At 69.4% G+C, this 13,491-nt stretch carries 17 protein-coding genes, 1 tRNA gene and 1 other RNA gene; 18 read left to right on the plus strand and 1 reads right to left on the minus strand.

What is annotated here, in order from left to right:
- Positions 1–84: 84 nt before the first annotated feature.
- The 16 genes from DQW85_RS45225 to DQW85_RS41365 all read left to right on the plus strand — a co-directional run bounded on the left by DQW85_RS45225 (position 85) and on the right by DQW85_RS41365 (position 11,946).
- The gene (locus DQW85_RS45225) at positions 85–240 is read left to right on the plus strand and encodes a hypothetical protein (RefSeq protein WP_162795789.1); all 156 of its coding nucleotides are present in this window, start codon (positions 85–87) and stop codon (positions 238–240) included.
- Between the two features lie 127 nt (positions 241–367).
- The gene (locus DQW85_RS41300; protein WP_113705178.1) at positions 368–1,027 is read left to right on the plus strand and encodes an NUDIX domain-containing protein; all 660 of its coding nucleotides are present in this window, start codon (positions 368–370) and stop codon (positions 1,025–1,027) included.
- A gap of 101 nt (positions 1,028–1,128) precedes the next feature.
- Positions 1,129–1,308 carry a hypothetical protein gene (locus tag DQW85_RS41305; protein ID WP_113705179.1) on the plus strand — a complete coding sequence of 60 codons (180 nt, stop codon included), beginning with the start codon at positions 1,129–1,131 and terminating at the stop codon, positions 1,306–1,308.
- An 82-nt stretch (positions 1,309–1,390) separates the two neighbouring features.
- A complete protein-coding gene (locus DQW85_RS41310) occupies positions 1,391–1,759 on the plus strand; it encodes a WhiB family transcriptional regulator (RefSeq protein ID WP_113705180.1) in 369 nt (122 codons plus the stop codon).
- Positions 1,759–1,941: a hypothetical protein gene (locus DQW85_RS41315; protein ID WP_162795790.1), complete on the plus strand. Its 183-nt coding sequence runs from the start codon at positions 1,759–1,761 to the stop codon at positions 1,939–1,941. The genes DQW85_RS41310 and DQW85_RS41315 overlap by 1 nt, the downstream gene beginning before the upstream one ends.
- Positions 1,938–2,480 carry a hypothetical protein gene (locus DQW85_RS41320; RefSeq protein ID WP_113705182.1) on the plus strand — a complete coding sequence of 181 codons (543 nt, stop codon included), beginning with the start codon at positions 1,938–1,940 and terminating at the stop codon, positions 2,478–2,480. The genes DQW85_RS41315 and DQW85_RS41320 overlap by 4 nt, the downstream gene beginning before the upstream one ends.
- Positions 2,480–2,860, plus strand: coding sequence for an RRQRL motif-containing zinc-binding protein (locus DQW85_RS41325; protein ID WP_113705183.1), 381 nt, complete (start codon positions 2,480–2,482; stop codon positions 2,858–2,860). Before DQW85_RS41320 ends, DQW85_RS41325 begins: the two co-directional genes overlap by 1 nt.
- The gene (locus tag DQW85_RS45230) at positions 2,857–3,027 is read left to right on the plus strand and encodes a hypothetical protein (protein ID WP_162795791.1); all 171 of its coding nucleotides are present in this window, start codon (positions 2,857–2,859) and stop codon (positions 3,025–3,027) included. Before DQW85_RS41325 ends, DQW85_RS45230 begins: the two co-directional genes overlap by 4 nt.
- Positions 3,028–3,030: 3 nt before the next feature.
- The gene (locus DQW85_RS41330; RefSeq protein ID WP_113705184.1) at positions 3,031–4,239 is read left to right on the plus strand and encodes a hypothetical protein; all 1,209 of its coding nucleotides are present in this window, start codon (positions 3,031–3,033) and stop codon (positions 4,237–4,239) included.
- A gap of 200 nt (positions 4,240–4,439) precedes the next feature.
- On the plus strand, positions 4,440–6,827 hold the full coding sequence (locus DQW85_RS41335; protein ID WP_113705185.1) for a P-loop NTPase family protein: 2,388 nt from the start codon (positions 4,440–4,442) through the stop codon (positions 6,825–6,827).
- Positions 6,828–7,221: 394 nt separating this feature from the next.
- Positions 7,222–7,656 carry a single-stranded DNA-binding protein gene (locus DQW85_RS41345; RefSeq protein ID WP_113705187.1) on the plus strand — a complete coding sequence of 145 codons (435 nt, stop codon included), beginning with the start codon at positions 7,222–7,224 and terminating at the stop codon, positions 7,654–7,656.
- Between the two features lie 117 nt (positions 7,657–7,773).
- Positions 7,774–8,127: a hypothetical protein gene (locus DQW85_RS45235; protein WP_162795792.1), complete on the plus strand. Its 354-nt coding sequence runs from the start codon at positions 7,774–7,776 to the stop codon at positions 8,125–8,127.
- A complete protein-coding gene (locus DQW85_RS41350; protein WP_113705188.1) occupies positions 8,114–9,067 on the plus strand; it encodes a bifunctional DNA primase/polymerase in 954 nt (317 codons plus the stop codon). The genes DQW85_RS45235 and DQW85_RS41350 overlap by 14 nt, the downstream gene beginning before the upstream one ends.
- Positions 9,064–10,275, plus strand: coding sequence for a DUF3631 domain-containing protein (locus DQW85_RS41355; protein WP_240197761.1), 1,212 nt, complete (start codon positions 9,064–9,066; stop codon positions 10,273–10,275). The genes DQW85_RS41350 and DQW85_RS41355 overlap by 4 nt, the downstream gene beginning before the upstream one ends.
- A gap of 172 nt (positions 10,276–10,447) precedes the next feature.
- On the plus strand, positions 10,448–10,687 hold the full coding sequence (locus DQW85_RS41360) for a helix-turn-helix domain-containing protein (RefSeq protein WP_240197762.1): 240 nt from the start codon (positions 10,448–10,450) through the stop codon (positions 10,685–10,687).
- An 11-nt stretch (positions 10,688–10,698) separates the two neighbouring features.
- Positions 10,699–11,946 carry a tyrosine-type recombinase/integrase gene (locus tag DQW85_RS41365; RefSeq protein ID WP_113705189.1) on the plus strand — a complete coding sequence of 416 codons (1,248 nt, stop codon included), beginning with the start codon at positions 10,699–10,701 and terminating at the stop codon, positions 11,944–11,946.
- A 64-nt stretch (positions 11,947–12,010) separates the two neighbouring features.
- On the opposite strand, the gene DQW85_RS41370 is transcribed toward DQW85_RS41365, so the two are convergent.
- Positions 12,011–12,098 (minus strand) — tRNA-Ser (locus DQW85_RS41370).
- An 83-nt stretch (positions 12,099–12,181) separates the two neighbouring features.
- On the opposite strand from DQW85_RS41370, the gene ffs reads away from it, so the two are divergent.
- Together ffs and DQW85_RS41380 are read left to right on the plus strand one after the other, a co-directional pair.
- Positions 12,182–12,277, plus strand: an RNA gene (ffs, locus tag DQW85_RS41375) — signal recognition particle sRNA small type.
- A gap of 29 nt (positions 12,278–12,306) precedes the next feature.
- The coding region (locus tag DQW85_RS41380) for a DNA polymerase III subunit gamma and tau (RefSeq protein WP_113705190.1) at positions 12,307–13,491 on the plus strand (1,185 nt) is incomplete at its 3' end.

Here is a 13,491-nt window from a genome sequence, read left to right on the forward strand (position 1 = left end):
CCGATGGTCGCAGGCAGGGTTCGACTCCCTGCCGGGGCACCTCTTCGCCGCTCGTGCCTCTGTCACACACCCAAGGGAGTCCTGATGCTGTCCATTCGCCTGACCGGAACGCCGGCCGAGGTGGCCGACGCCGTGCTGACCCTGCGCGAGACGTTCTGCATTACCGCGATCAAGGGGCTATGTCCTTCGGCCCCTACCCAACCCAAGGTTCGCGTCTATGTCGAGGTGGCTCCCGGCTGACCCGCAACCGCGCGGCCTACCGCGCCATTTTCGCCCCGATGGTCGCCGGCAGGGTTCGACTCCCTGCCGGGGCGCTTCGGCCTGCCTGAGATGCCGAGATCCCGCAACCCGATCCGAAGGAATCCACATGACCACGTACGCGACGTTCACGCACCCCGACGTGCTCACCCGAGGCGTCCAGGAAGGCTGGGCGGACCCGCAGAGCGATCCCACACAGATCGACTGGACCAGCCGCCAGGCCGCCGCCGCGATCCCGTTCGACGTGATCGACGGCCGCCCCGTCAACCCGTGCGAACAGACGGGCATCCGCTATGGCCGCAACGAACTGGGCCACTGGGGTGAGGCGTTGGCCGCCGACGCCATCGTCACCGCCGACACCGAGGCCGGCCTCTGGCTGGTCATGGTCGAACGCTCAGACGGTCACGGCTGGGCCGTTCCCGGCGGACACGTAGAGCCCGGCGAAGACCCCGTGCTCGCGGCGGTTCGCGAGCTGGCCGAAGAGACCTGCCTCAACCTGGAAAGCGCATCTCGCCAGCCGCTCCCCGTCCGGTACGTGCCTGACCCCCGCGCCAGCGATGAGGCATGGATGGTCACCGTGCCCGTCCGGTTCTACCTGGGCATCATGCCCCGCGCCGCACTGCCCACCGTGGTCGGTGCCGACGACGCCAAGCGCGCCGTCTGGGCTCACGCCGACAGCTACGACGCCCTGGATGCCCACCTCAGCACCGTTTACGGCGGTCAGGTGTTCCGCGCCCACCGGGCCATGCTGCGGGACCTGCTCGGCTGATCCTCCGCTCTACCGCCCCGATGGTCGCAGGCAGGGTTCGACTCCCTGCCGGGGCACGTCCGGCAACCTCGCGCCGGTTCGCTTACCCCAAGGAGCTTCACATGCAGATGCAGCCTGCCAAGGGTGTCGGCCGGTTCCTGCCGACGCTGTTCCTGATCGGCTTTGTCATCTACCTCTTCACCGACCCGCAGGGCGCTGCCGTAGCCGTCAAGTGGGCCTTTGAGGCGATCGTGACCGGCGCGCACCAGCTCGCCGAGTTCATCAAGGCCATCAGCAAGTGACCCCTCTCACCCCGCTGGGGGCGGCCCTCATCCGCCAAGACCTGAGCCGCCCCCGCTCGACTCCCAAAGGAGTACCACCATCATGGTTCGTTCGGACCTGCCGATCCACCCGGCGCGTATGTCGCTCGCCGAGATCGAAACGACCTGGGGCGGGGATGGAGACCCGCCGCTGCCCGAATGCACCTACGACCCGGAGCTGCACACCGGCCCGCGCGCGCTGATCGAAACGAGCGCCGAGCACGCCGCCCGTGAGGCCGTGGCGCGCGAGGTATGCGCCACCTGCCCGGCGAGCGAGGTGTGCGCCCAGTACGCCCGGAAGGTCCGTCCGACCTTCGGCATCTGGGCCGGCCTTACCGCCGCCGAGATCGACACCTACGCCCAGATGGTTGAGCTGTCCGAGGCGATGCGCGCTCGCGCCGCTCGACACCTGCCCGGTCTGGAGGTGGCGTGATGGCCACCCCCGACACGCTGATCACCCTGGCGGTCTGCCTGGTGAGCTTCCTCGCCGGATTCCTCACCCACGAAGCGCTGAACGCCATCAACGCGCGCCAGCTTGACACCACTGACGCGACCGACGCGGCCAGCCGCAACACCGACGCCTACCCCTGCCGGGAAGGGGGCACCCGCTCATGACCACCATTTATCCCCACCTCGCGCAGGCCGCCGCCGGCCGTCCGTTCGAGCGTGTGCCGGTGGAGTTCTGCCCCTCGCAGCCCACCAACCGGCGCGGCTTGACCCGCCTGGTCCTGCACCCCGGCGTGATCGACGATGACGCCGATGAGTTCTTCGCCTGGGGGTTCTGCTGGCTGCTGGCTGCGGCCCTCCACGAGGCCACCGGTTGGGCTTACGGCCTGGTCGAACGCCGGCGTGAGGACGGCTGGGAGTGGACGCATGTGGGCGTCATCACTCCGGCCGGCCGCTTCCTCGACATCCGGGGATGCCACGACCGCGACGGCCTGGCCGCCGACCTGACCGGCGCCTACGGCATGCCGACCCGTATCCGCGTGGGCACTTTCGCCGACCTGCGACAGGCCATGGGCATGGCCGAAGACACCGAACCGGACTGGTGGCTGGGCCTGCTGGATGCCCCCATCCTGGCCGATGTGGTGCGCTACTTCGCCGCCCACCTGCTCAGCACCTACGTCCCGGCGACTGTGGCGGAGGTGGCGTGATGTCGACCATCCGTGCCCGCTTCTGGGACCCGACCGGCCAGCGATATGGCATCCCCACCTACCCGTGGAAGATGGCCCCGCCGCACCTGCTGACCCTTCGCCAACTCACCGCCGAAGGGCTGCGCCCCGGCGGTCAGGGTGTACAGGCCCAAGTGCTGTGGTGCTCGCGCCGACACGGCGCGCCCGGCGTGCGTGCCGCCTACCTGTACGACGTGCGGTTCGCGCTGCCCAAACGCCACCCCAGCCCGCGCCAGCGCGCCGCCCTGGCCAAAGCCAACGCCGCCCGCCGGACCTGCCCGGTGTGTGAGCGCGATGTCGGCTACGTGCTGCCGCGTCACCTCGGCACCTGCCTGGACTGCGCACAGGAGGCCGCCGCATGAGTCCGCACGAGATCCGCGCGAGACTGCTCGACCTCCGCGACTACCTCACCACGCAACTCGACAACGAGCACCGCAACGCGCAATCGGTTCTGGAACGGGTCGATGACGACCTGGACCAGATCATCGTCACCATCACCGCCGCTGACCCGCCCTGGAAGGAGGGCTGAGGCATGTTCGACTTCATCAACAGCATTACCGGCCGCCTGGTCGAATTGGCCACGCCGACGAACATCGGCCTGGCCGCAACCGGGGCTCTCAACGTCCTGCTCATGGTCGTGTGCATCCGGATGGTCAAGGCCCGTCGCCGCTCCCGGGAGGCCGACACCGACCCGCTTTCCGGCGACCCTCAAAAGCCTGTCCCCTGGGCGAACCGCCTCACGTACCTGTCGGCTTTTCTGGCCTCCGCCATCGCCGCACAGGGCATGTTCATGTGGCTCAAGGACGTACTCGGCTTCCACCCGATCGCCGCATTCCTGGCCTGTGCGTTCGTCGAGCTGGCGATGCTCGTGTCCGCCCTTCGCGCTCGGGACAGCCTGAAGGAACCGCCGTACACGACCGGCCCTGATGGCAAAGCGGTGTGGATGTTCGCCGCTCTGTCCGGCGTTCTGTCCGCCTCGCATGCCGCGTCCATCTCCGAGGCGTTCGGCCGTCTGGCCGTGACCATGGTGGCGGGTTGGCTCTGGGAGCGGTCGCTCCAGGTTGAGCGCAAAGCACTCACCGGCCGGACCAGCTCCCTTCAATGGGCGATCAGCCCGACGCGCGTGCTGATCTGGCTGGGGCTGGCCGACCCGACAACCAGGGACACCAACGACATCGCCCGTGAGCGCCGCCTGGATCTGTACGTGCGCGCCATCTACAACCTGCACGTCGCACAGGCCGGCGGCAATGACAAGGCCATCAGGAGGGCGCACAGGGCGTGGGAGCGAGCCTATCGCCGCGCCGTCGAGTACGCCCGCGTGGATGTCAACCCTGAGGCCGCCGCGATCGTGGCCGCCAAGGTGGACGCGATCCGCGAGCGGGCCACTCTGGTGGAGCGCATCGAGTCGGCCCCGTCCGCCCCGGCGCGTGCCGAGCTGCCGCCCGCGCCGCCGCGCACGCCCCCCGCCACATCAAGCGCGAAGGGCAAGCGCCCCCGGCCGGCCAAGCGCAGCGCGCCCCCGGCGGATGTCGATGACCTGATGCCGCTCGGCTGGCAGATCGCCACCGCCCACGAGGCCCAGGGCCTCACCCTGACCCGTGACCGACTGCTGGCCGCCGTCCGCGCCACCGGACAGTCCCTTTCGTCCGAACGCGCCTCGGCACTGCTGGCCCGACTCAAGAGCGAAGCACCCGCCAACCTCATACCGGCCCAGCGCCAGCCGGACGGCGAGTCCGCCTGACCCATAGCACGGACGGCCCTTACCCGAGGACCGTCCGTGCCGTCCGCTCTCTGCTGCACCCCTTGTTCACCGGACGGCGCGCGGACCGCTCCCGCGCCGGCCCGATGCCACCGACCCCCGGGACGCGGCCCATTCCGCCAAGAACCAAGCCGCGCCCCGGGCCACCCCGCAACCCGCTTCGAGCACGAGGTGACCACATCATGACGCATGACCCGATCAACCCCGCCGACCGCCCCAAGGCGGATCCGGACCACAACCCGGACGACGCGCGGACCGTCCGCGCGGACCTTTCCGCCGACCCCCACCCGAATAGCACCCCGGACGACTGGACGGACGACGGCGCGGACGGCAAGGGCGCTGAGGTCGTCCCGATCGCCTCGGCGCGTGCCGGACGACTGCCGTACGGGATGCTGCCCGCCCGCAACGGCGACCCGGACCCGTCCGCCCCCACCCCGGCGGACGACAGAACGGACGACAGAGCGGACGGCGCGGCGGACGGTCCGCCCCCGCACGAGGGAATCGTCCGCGTAGACCAGCCCGGAGACGAGCACCGCGACTGGCGTGCCGAGCTGGAAGCCAAGCTGCGCACCCGCCGCCCCGTGGTGCCGCTGTGGCTGCGCTCGCGCGCCGAAGCGCTGCAAACCCTCGGCTGGCTCGGCCAGCACTACGTCTACGTGACCGCCTACCAGATCGCCCGCACGCCGATGTATGCCGGACGGCTCCTCGTCCGCTCCCCGCGCGGCCTGGCCCGGCTGGTCGGCGGCATGCTGCGCTGGACCTTCGACCTGGAAGGCGAGCCGGTACGCCTCGCCACCGTGCAAAAGGCCGACTACGAGGCGTACCTAAAACTGTCCCGCCAGCGTGATTCACGGGTCCGCCTGCGAGTCCCGATCGCGCTGGTCACGCTGGCCACGCTGCTGATCGCAGCGCTGATGGTGACCGCCGCGCCGACCGCCCTGCAATGGGCAGCGCTGGGCGTGGCCCTGGCGGCGCTCGGCATCCTCGGCAGACCCGCCGATCGCCCGCTGATCGAACGCGCCGTGCTGGCCTCCACGGTGGAGAAGCTGACCAGTGACATCGTCATCCGCGCGCTGACCACCCTCGGCATCTCCGGCATCACCCAAGCCATGTCCAAGAACCCCAAGGACGCCATCCGGTTCGTCGCCCCGATCACCCGCGACGGTCCCGGCTGGCGCGCCGACCTGGACCTGCCGCACGGCGTGACCGTGGGCGATGTGCTGGACAAGCGCGACCGGATGTCCGGCGCGCTGCGCCGCCCGCTGGGCTGCATCTGGCCCGAGGGCGATTCCACCATCCACGAGGGACGGCTGATCCTGTGGGTCGGCGACAAGGACCTGTCCCGGACCGTCGTGAAGTCGCCGCTGGTCAAGGCAGCCAGCCACGACGTGTTCAAGGGCATCCCGTTCGGGGCCGACCCGCGCGGCCGCCCCATCACCGTCCCCCTCATCGAACAGAACATCCTCATCGGCTCCCAGCCTGGCCAGGGCAAGACCGCCTCAGTGCGGGTGCTGGCCTCCGGTGCGGCCCTGGACCCGTCCACTGAGCTGTGGATACATGAGCTCAAGGGCACCGGCGACCTCGACCCGCACGAGCAGAACTGCCACCGCTACGTCTCCGGCATCGAAGACGAGGCCATCGCCTACGCCGCCGACTCCCTGACGCTGCTGCGCAAGGAGGTCATGCGGCGCGCCGCCGCGCTCAAGGCGCTGCCCCCGGACCTGTGCCCGGACAAGAAGGTCACCAGGGCAATCGCCGATAAGCGATCGCTGGGCCTGCACCCGCTGGTGGCCATCTTCGATGAGTGCCAGAACCTGTTCGCCCACGAGGAGTACGGGGCCAAAGCGGGTGAGGACGCGGAGTTCATCATCAAGCTCGGTCGCGCCCTCGGCGTGATTCTCATCCTGGCCACCCAGCGCCCGGACAAGCGCAGCCTGCCCACCGGCATCAGCGCGAACGTCACCATCCGGTTCTGCCTGCGGGTGGCCGGCCAGCTCGAAAACGACATGATCCTGGGTACGTCGTCGTATCAGAACGGCATCCGCGCCACGCTGTTCGTCCCCGGCCCGCCGGACAAGGGCGGCGACGCCGGTACCGGCTACCTGGTCGGCGCGACCCCGATGCCCAAGGTGGTCAAGTCCGGCTACCTCGACACCCCGACCACCCAGCTCATCGCCGACCGCGCCCACGCCCTGCGCAACGGCCTGGGCGTGCTGTCCGGGCACGCCCTCGGCGAGCGCCCCGAGCAGGCCGCCCCGGCGTTCGACCTGCTGGCCGACATCCTGGCCGTGGTCCCGCCGGCCGAGGCCAAGGTGTGGAACGAGGTCGTGGTGGATCGCCTCGGCGAGCTGCGCCCCGACGCCTACGGCGCATGGTCGGCTCTGGAGGGCGGCGCGAAGACCGCTCAGCTCACCACCGCCCTCAAGCCGTACGGCATCAAGACCGGTCAGGTGTGGGGCACGCCCGAGGGCGGCGGCAAGGGGGCGAACCGCATCGGCATCGCCCGCGACGACATCCTCACCGCAGTAACTCAGCGTGACGGCAAGCGGGGTTCCGGGGCGGCTTCCTAACCCCCGGATCGCCTCTAGGTCTAGAGGGTGACCCCTCTAGGTCTAGAGGCTCCCCTAGACCCCGAAAGTGCGATCTACCAGGGACCTAGTGCCTAGACCCTGACCTGCGCAAACCCCGAAAACCCGCCCTGGAGGCCCGATGGGCACCATCATCGCCCTACTAGTCGTCTGCCTACCGACCGTCACTGTCGGTTACATCGGTTGGTGCTACGCCTCTCCGTGGGGCACCTGCCGACGCTGCGCCCCCGGCGGCAAGAACCGCACCTGCCGTGCCTGCGATGGCACCGGCATGCGGCCCCGCCTCGGCTGGCAGCTCTACGTCTACCTCCGCCGTCTGCACCGCGACGGCACCCGCTAACCCTGCCCCGCTCAACCCCAGGAAGGAAGACCCGCCATGTCCGGCGAAACCACGATCACCATCATCGGCAACCTGACCGGCGACCCCGAGCTCCACTACACGCAGAACGGCGTGGGCGTGGCCGCCTTCACTATCGCCTCCAGCGCCCGCACCTACAACAAGGGCGTCGAGAAGTGGGAAGACGGTGAGGTGCTGTTCATGCGCTGCTCGGCGTGGCGCGACCTCGGCGACCACGTCGCCGAATCCCTCACCAAGGGCACCCGCGTCATCGCTTCCGGCCGGCTGCGCCAGCGCACCTACGAGGCGAGCGACGGCGACCGCCGCACCGTCATGGAACTGACCGTGGATGAGATCGGCCCCAGCCTGCGGTTCGCCACCGCCAAACCGCAGAAGGCGGCCCGCACCGGCAGCAACGGTCACGCCGGCGGCTCGCCCGCCGACCCGTGGGCCAGCGACAAGCCGCCGTTCTAGGTCACGCCATCCCCGCGAACGCGAGGGCGCAATGCGGCCTCGGCGACAAGCCACCAAGCACAACCGCCGAGGCCGCCCGCCCTGCTCCTAATCACCAGAAGAAAGGCACCAACCAGCATGACAGCCACCCGCACCCGCAACCAGACCCGCCACCATGGCCGCGCCCCCACGCCGCCCCCGACACCGGCCACGCCGACGTCCACCCGTGCCGCTGACCTGCACCCCGGGCACGCGGTACGCGTCGCCGGCTACGGCACCATCCCCGTAACCCGCGCGGTCGGTCCGGTGCCGCCGCCTCTGGTGGCCATCCGCCTTGGCTGGGCGGGACTGTCCCTGATCACGCATCCGGCCACCCCCTTGGACGCCCTCACCCATACCCCCGCTCAGGTCTACCGGGTCTGGTGGTGCCGTCACTGCGACGGCACCGGCCTGTGGCAACCCGAAGGGAGAGCGTCCAATGGGGGGCGTTGAGGCCGGACACCGCGCACTGACCCTCACCTCCAGCGCACTGGAGGCCGCCGCGCGGGGCTGGCACGTCTTCCCGCTGACACCGGGGGGCAAGAAGCCCCTGCGCGGCTTCATTGACTGGGAGCGCCACGCCACGACAGACCTTGACCGGATCGCGACGTTCTGGCAACGCGCCCCCTACAACGTCGGCATCGCGTGCGGACCTTCGAGACTGGTCGTGATCGACCTGGATATGCCCAAGCCCGGCGAGCACCCGCCCGCCGAGGCCGCCCACGACGGCGCGACCTCGGGTGAGGAGGCCTTCCAACTACTGTGCGAGAGCCGAGGCGAGCCGTATCCCGGCGACACCCTGACCGTACGCACCCGGCGCGGCGGCCTGCACCTGTACTACGCCGCCCCCGAGGGCGTACACCTGCGCAACACGGCGGGTGCCAGGGGCGGCCTCGGCTGGCTCATCGACACCCGCGCCCACGGCGGTTACGTGGTCGGACCAGGCAGCTACGTACGCCAGCGCGACGGCACCAACCCCTACCGGATCATCCGTGACGCGCCGCCGGCACCGCTCCCGGCATGGCTGGTCCATGCGCTCACGCCACCGCCGCCACCGGCCCCGACCGGCGACCTGCTGGCCAGCCTGCCCGGCTATCGGCTGAGCCGCTACGGCGAGACAGCCCTCCGCGCCGAGGCTGAGCGCGTGGCCACCGCTCCCGGGGGAGGTCGGAACCACGCGCTCAACCTGGCCGCGTTCAACCTCGGCCAACTCATCGCACGTGGCGTGCTGCCCGAGCAGGCGGTCACTGCCGCCCTGACCCGCGCCGCCGAGATGGCCAACCACCGCCACCCCGACCGCACGCCCAACTCTCCCCGCGAGATCACCGCCGTCATCGCCTCCGGCCTACGCGCCGGCGTGACGGCCCAACCGCGCCGCCGCAAGGCCGCATGAGCACCACCATGAGGGAGAACCTGACCATGACCCATCACCCGCCCACCGGCGCGGCCCTGCTCGACCAGCTCCGCGCCGCCCTGACCCGGTACGTGATCCTGCCTAGTGATCAGGCCGCCGACGCTGTGACGCTGTGGATCGCCGCCACCCACGCACAACCCGCGTGGGCGCACGCTCCCCGCCTGGTGATCCGCGCCCCTGAAAAGCGCTGCGGCAAGTCCCGGCTGCTCGACATCGTCGAGGCCACCTGCCACGCGCCGTTCATCACCGTCAACTCCTCCAGCGCCGCCGTCTACCGCTCCATCAGCGATGACCCGCCGACGCTGCTGGTCGATGAGGCCGATACCATCTTCGGCCCCAAGGCAGACGGCAACGAAGACCTACGCGGCCTGCTCAACGCCGGACACCAGCGCAACCGGCCGGCCAAGCGCTACGACGCCAACGCCAACCGCGTGGAGTCCATCCCGACCTTCGCCATGGCGGCCCTGGCCGGTATCGGCGCGATGCCCGACACGATCGAAGACCGCGCCCTGGTGATCCGCATGCGCCGGCGCGCCGCCGGCGAGAGCGCCGCACCGTATCGGCATCGCCGCGACCGCACCCCGCTGCGCGACCTGGCCGGCCGCCTCAACCAGTGGCTACGCGCCGAGCTGGCCGCGCTGGAAAAGGCAGAACCGGCCATGCCCGTGGAAGACCGCGCCGCCGACACCTGGGAACCCCTAATCATCGTCGCCGACCACGCCGGCGGCACCTGGCCCAAGCGCGCCCGCGCCGCCGCCGTGGCGCTGACCGCCGAAGCCGACGACAAAAACCAGCCCTCACCTCGCGTCCGACTGCTGACCGACTGCCGCGCCGCGTTCGGCACCGACACCGCGCTCTCGACTGCCGACCTGCTGCAACGCCTCAAGGCCGACCCCGAGGGCGAATGGGCCGACCACGGCCCTGCCGGACTCACCCCACGCAAGCTTGGCCTGATGCTGGCCGAATACGACATCCGGTCGGCCAACATCCGATTCCCCGCCACCGGACACCAGGCCAAGGGCTACCGGCGCGCCGACTTCCTGGACGCGTGGACGCGCTACTGCCCGACCGTCGAACCCGTTCCCAACGGCGATGTCCTCGACTTCGCCAGGGGTACCCGTCCCAACCGTCCCAACGTCGTCACCGCAGGTCAGCGCGGGACGGAAAGCGTACCTGGGACGGGTTGACCCGTCCCACCTAATCCATCCGTCCCAAGCCTGACCTGCGGAAATGAGCTTGGGACGGATGGGACGGATACCCCTCCCAAGTCCTGTCGACAGCCGGCCTCGACGACAAGCCACCAAGCACAACCGCCGAGGCCACCTGCCCCGATCACCACAGTGAAAGGACCACGGTCCCATGGCCATTGATCAAATAGACAACGTCATGCCGACCAAGACTGAAGAAGCTCTACTTCTCACAGTGGAGGAGGCCGCGCGTTCGCTGCGGATCGGTCGAACGCAGATGTATCAGCTCGTCACGACTGGTGCTGTCCAGTCCGTTCGTATCGGACGTCTGCGCCGCGTTCCTGTCGAGTCCCTGCATGACTACGTGTCCATGCTCCGCGCCCACTGCCCAGCACAACGCAACGCAGCCTGAAGGGGACGCACATGGGAACGCGGAAGCCCAACGGTGCATCAAGCATCTACCTCGGCGCGGATGGCAAGTGGCATGGTCGGGTCACCGTAGGCGTCAAGGACGACGGCACGCCCGACCGTCGTCATGTGAAGCGCAAGACAGAGGCTCAAGTCATCAAAGCGGTGCGCGAGCTGGAACGCCAGCGGGACAGCGGAAACGTCCGCAAGGCTGGACAGCGCTGGACCGTCGTGAAGTGGCTGACTCACTGGATCGAGAACATCGCCGTTCCGCCCGCCATTCGGGAAAGCACGCATTCCGGCTACAAGGTGGACGTGATGACACACCTCATCCCCGGAATCGGTGCTCATCGACTCGACAAGTTGGAGCCTGAGCACCTCGAAAAGCTCTACGCCAAGATCCAGCGGTCGGGAAGAAAGGCCGGTACGGCTCACCACGTGCATCGCACCATTCGCGCCGCACTCAACGAGGCCGTACGACGCGGTCACATCACCAAGAACCCGGCGAAGCTCGCCAAGCCCCCGGCGCTCACGGACGCCGAGATCGAGCCGTACGACATCGAAGAGATTCGCCGTCTTCTCAAGGCCGCCGATGCCCTGCCGAGGAACAGCGCACGGTGGGGAATCGCGCTCGCCCTCGGCCTGCGACAGGGCGAAGCCCTCGGCCTGCGGTGGGAACACGTGGATCTCGACAAGGGCATCCTTCGGGTACGGCGTAGTCGTCAACGGCCCAAGTACGCCCACGGATGCGACGCTCAACCCTGCGGCCGGAAGCCCGGCTACTGCCCAAAGCGCAAACAGGTCAACGAGGCCACATCGGACACTAAGTCCAAGGCCGGACGGCGCGTGATCGGTCTGCCTGATGAGTTGGTGATCCTGCTCAGGAAGCACAGGGCAGAGCAGGAAAAGGACCGTAGAGCAGCACGTCAGCTCTGGCAGGAGGGCGGTTGGGTCTTCACCACGGCGACGGGTCAACCTGTGAGCCCGTACACCGACTATCACGAGTGGAAGGGACTGCTAAAGGCCGCCGGCCTACGGGACGGACGTCTGCACGATGCTCGTCACACCGCCGCAACGGTGCTGCTGATCCTGGGAGTGCCTGAGCGCACGGTCATGGCGATCATGGGATGGTCTGCCTCTGGCATGGCTGCGCGGTACCAGCACGTGACGGACGGCATCCGACAGACCGTCGCCAAGCAAGTCGGTGGCCTCATCTGGGAGGCGCAAGAGGAGATCAAAGAGGGTCCCGGTGAGGCCAACTGAGACCCAAACTGAGACCCAATGCCAGAGGGGCCACCCCGATGATCTCGGCGTGGCCCCTCTGAGCTGGCGGAGGATGGGGGATTTGAACCCCCGATAGGTTGCCCTATACACGCTTTCCAAGCGTGCGCCCTCGGCCACTAGGCGAATCCTCCGCCGATGAGCTTACCGGACTCGTCGAGGTATGGAGACCACGATTTCACTGCAGCGAGCACTGCCGCATCCGGCTAGACTGTCCAAGGACCCCTCGCGCGGCGTCATCCTGTGAACCTCCCCAGGGCCGGAAGGCAGCAAGGATAAGCGGGCTCTGGCGGGTGTGCGAGGGGTCTCTTCGTTGTGAGCCCCTTCAGGCGGGATGGTCGCATGAGCCTTGCGCTTTACCGCAAATACCGCCCCGGGACCTTCGCCGAGGTCAAGGGACAGGAGCACGTCACCGATCCGCTGCGGCAGGCGTTGCGCACGGGGCGCATCAACCATGCCTACCTGTTCAGCGGTCCGCGTGGTTGCGGCAAGACGTCCAGTGCCCGCATCCTGGCGCGTTCGCTCAACTGCGAGAAGGGCCCGACCCCCGACCCGTGCGGGGTGTGCGAGTCGTGCGTCGCGCTCGCGCCCACCGGCCCCGGCCACCTCGACGTCATCGAGATCGACGCCGCCTCCCACGGCGGTGTCGACGACGCGCGCGACCTGCGCGAGCGGGCCTTCTTCGCCCCGGTGTCCGCGCGCTACAAGATCTACATCATCGACGAGGCGCACATGGTGACCCGCGAGGGTTTCAACGCGCTGCTCAAGCTCGTCGAGGAGCCTCCGCCGCATCTGAAGTTCATCTTCGCGACGACCGAGCCCGAGAAGGTCATCGGCACCATCAAGTCGCGCACGCATCACTACCCGTTCAGGCTGATGCCTCCGGCGACGCTCCGCGCGCTGCTGGAGGAGGTCCTCACCTCGGAGCACGTCCCCTTCGAGCCGAACGCCCTGCCTCTCGTCGTCCGCGCGGGGGCCGGTTCCGCCCGCGACTCGCTGTCCATCCTCGACCAGCTCCTCGCCGGAGCCGACGACGACGGCATCACCTACGCCAAGGCCGTCTCGCTGCTCGGCTACACCGACGGCGACCTGCTCGACGAGGTCGTCGAGGCGTTCGCCGCGCGTGACGGAGCCCGCGTCTTCCACACGGTCAACCGCGTGATCGAGGGCGGTCACGACCCGCGCCGGTTCGCCTCCGACCTGCTGGAGCGGTTCCGCGACCTGGTCATCCTGGCCAACGTGCCCGAGGCGGCCGCCAGCGGCCTGCTCGACCGGCCGGCCGACGAGCTGGAGCGCCTGGTCCAGCAGGCCGCCTCGATGGGCCCGGCCGAGCTCACCCGCGCGGCGGAGGTCTTCAACGCGGGCCTGACCGAGATGCGCGGCGCCACGTCGCCGCGGCTGCTGCTGGAGCTGATGTGCGCGCGCGTCCTGCTCCCCGGCGCCGCGCAGGGCGAGGAGGCCCTGCTCGCCCGCCTCGAACGCCTGGAGCGCGGCGGCGCCGTCGCCGCGATGGCCGCCCGCTCGCCG

This window comes from Nonomuraea lactucae (genome assembly GCF_003313395.1).
In the GTDB taxonomy this organism is placed as follows: domain Bacteria; phylum Actinomycetota; class Actinomycetes; order Streptosporangiales; family Streptosporangiaceae; genus Nonomuraea; species Nonomuraea lactucae.

Excerpts from the sequence above, each read along its gene's own strand:
- DQW85_RS41305 (WP_113705179.1), top strand. The coding sequence starts at position 1,129 with ATGCAGATGCAGCCTGCCAAGGGTGTCGGCCGGTTCCTGCCGACGCTG.
- DQW85_RS41350 (WP_113705188.1), top strand. The coding sequence starts at position 8,114 with ATGGGGGGCGTTGAGGCCGGACACCGCGCACTGACCCTCACCTCCAGC.
- DQW85_RS41335 (WP_113705185.1), top strand. The coding sequence starts at position 4,440 with ATGACGCATGACCCGATCAACCCCGCCGACCGCCCCAAGGCGGATCCG.
- DQW85_RS45235 (WP_162795792.1), top strand. The coding sequence starts at position 7,774 with ATGACAGCCACCCGCACCCGCAACCAGACCCGCCACCATGGCCGCGCC.
- DQW85_RS45225 (WP_162795789.1), top strand. The coding sequence starts at position 85 with ATGCTGTCCATTCGCCTGACCGGAACGCCGGCCGAGGTGGCCGACGCC.
- DQW85_RS41360 (WP_240197762.1), top strand. The coding sequence starts at position 10,448 with ATGGCCATTGATCAAATAGACAACGTCATGCCGACCAAGACTGAAGAA.
- DQW85_RS41330 (WP_113705184.1), top strand. The coding sequence starts at position 3,031 with ATGTTCGACTTCATCAACAGCATTACCGGCCGCCTGGTCGAATTGGCC.
- DQW85_RS41355 (WP_240197761.1), top strand. The coding sequence starts at position 9,064 with ATGAGCACCACCATGAGGGAGAACCTGACCATGACCCATCACCCGCCC.
- DQW85_RS41310 (WP_113705180.1), top strand. The coding sequence starts at position 1,391 with ATGGTTCGTTCGGACCTGCCGATCCACCCGGCGCGTATGTCGCTCGCC.
- DQW85_RS41345 (WP_113705187.1), top strand. The coding sequence starts at position 7,222 with ATGTCCGGCGAAACCACGATCACCATCATCGGCAACCTGACCGGCGAC.
- DQW85_RS41325 (WP_113705183.1), top strand. The coding sequence starts at position 2,480 with ATGTCGACCATCCGTGCCCGCTTCTGGGACCCGACCGGCCAGCGATAT.
- DQW85_RS41320 (WP_113705182.1), top strand. The coding sequence starts at position 1,938 with ATGACCACCATTTATCCCCACCTCGCGCAGGCCGCCGCCGGCCGTCCG.
- DQW85_RS41365 (WP_113705189.1), top strand. The coding sequence starts at position 10,699 with ATGGGAACGCGGAAGCCCAACGGTGCATCAAGCATCTACCTCGGCGCG.
- DQW85_RS41300 (WP_113705178.1), top strand. The coding sequence starts at position 368 with ATGACCACGTACGCGACGTTCACGCACCCCGACGTGCTCACCCGAGGC.
- DQW85_RS41315 (WP_162795790.1), top strand. The coding sequence starts at position 1,759 with ATGGCCACCCCCGACACGCTGATCACCCTGGCGGTCTGCCTGGTGAGC.
- DQW85_RS45230 (WP_162795791.1), top strand. The coding sequence starts at position 2,857 with ATGAGTCCGCACGAGATCCGCGCGAGACTGCTCGACCTCCGCGACTAC.